Consider the following 1,432-nt stretch of genomic DNA (forward strand, 5'->3'; position numbering starts at 1 on the left):
CAGGACTGCTGGTCGCGGTCGCCGCGAGTGCCGCACAGGTCGGCGAGCCCGTCCTGCTGCTCGGGCTCGGCGTCCTCGGCGGGGCGCTGTCCTTCGTCGGCGTGCTGCTGGGTGCCGTCTTCTGGATCCCGCGGGTCGTCTCGCTCGCCGGCCGCGCGCTCGCGACGACCGGCACGAGCGCCCGGCTCGCCGCCGCGAACACGCTGCGCAACCCCCGACGCACCGCGACGACCAGCACCGCGCTGCTCATCGGCGTCACGCTCGTCGTGCTCATGAGCACGGGCGCGGCGAGCGCACGCCGCTCGATCACCGCCGGGCTCGAGGACCACTACCCCGTCGACGTCGCCATCAGCGCGGTCGGCGGCGCGGGGGACGAGTCCGTCCCGGCGTCCGTCGTCGCGGAGGTCGCCGACGTCCCCGGCGTCGAGCAGGTCGTCGAGGTGCCCACCGCGTCCGTGGTCCTCGGCGACGGGACGTACGTCGTGCTGCGGGCACCCGACCCGGCCGAGGCCGCCGCGGTGCTGCGCGACGCCGACGCGCTCGACCGGCTCGAGGACGGCACGGTCGTCCTCCCCGCCGCGCGCGAGGAGACGGTGCCCGAGGGCGACACGACGGTCGAGGCCGTCGGCACCGACGGCGAGCCGACGGGCGAGTCGAGCACGCTGCGCGCCGTGCACTCGTCGCTCGGCGGCGTCGACGCCGTCGTCACGCCCGCGACGCTGCACGGGCTCGTCGGCGACGCGCCCGTGCAGACGCTGTGGGTGCGGCTCGACCCCGACGTCGACGCCGCGACGACCGCGCTCGCGATCAACGACGCGGTGTCGTCGGACGCGGTGCTCGTCGAGAGCGCCGGCGCCGAGCGCCAGCAGTACGAGAACCTCATCGACGACCTGCTCGCGGTCGTCGTCGGGCTGCTGGGCGTCGCGGTCGTGATCGCGGTCGTCGGGGTCGCGAACACGCTGTCCCTGTCCGTGATCGAGCGGCGGCGCGAGTCGGCGACGCTGCGCGCGATCGGCATGTCGCGGCGCCAGCTGCGGTGGATGCTCGCCTACGAGGGGATGCTCATCGCGGGCATGGGCGCGGTGCTCGGCACGCTGCTCGGGCTCCTGTACGGCTGGGCCGGGGCCGCGATCATCCTGGCCGGGATGGGCGAGATGCAGCTCGCGCTGCCGTGGGACGACCTGCTGATGGTCCTGGCCGTGGCGCTCGCCGCCGGGCTGCTCGCGTCCGTGCTCCCCGGCCGGTCCGCAGCCCGGACGTCACCCGTGGCGGCGCTGGCGGTCGACTGACGATCCGCGAGCCGACCGGCGGGCCTGTGGGTGGTGGCGACGTCCACACCTCCCACGGGTCCGCCGGTCGCGGCACGCCCGCCCACGGCAGCCTCGCCGGGTGCGCCTCCTCACCGTCCACCCCGACCCGGCGCGCGGCCCTG

General features: G+C 76.2%; 1 protein-coding gene. It reads left to right on the plus strand.

Annotated elements, in window-relative coordinates; translation table 11 throughout:
* A partial coding sequence (locus HGA02_RS19260) for an FtsX-like permease family protein (protein WP_168680996.1) occupies window positions 1-1,289 on the plus strand: 1,289 nt, incomplete at its 5' end.
* Window positions 1,290-1,432 lie beyond the last annotated feature (143 nt).

This window comes from Cellulomonas septica, assembly GCF_012396155.1.
GTDB classification, from domain to species: domain Bacteria; phylum Actinomycetota; class Actinomycetes; order Actinomycetales; family Cellulomonadaceae; genus Cellulomonas; species Cellulomonas septica.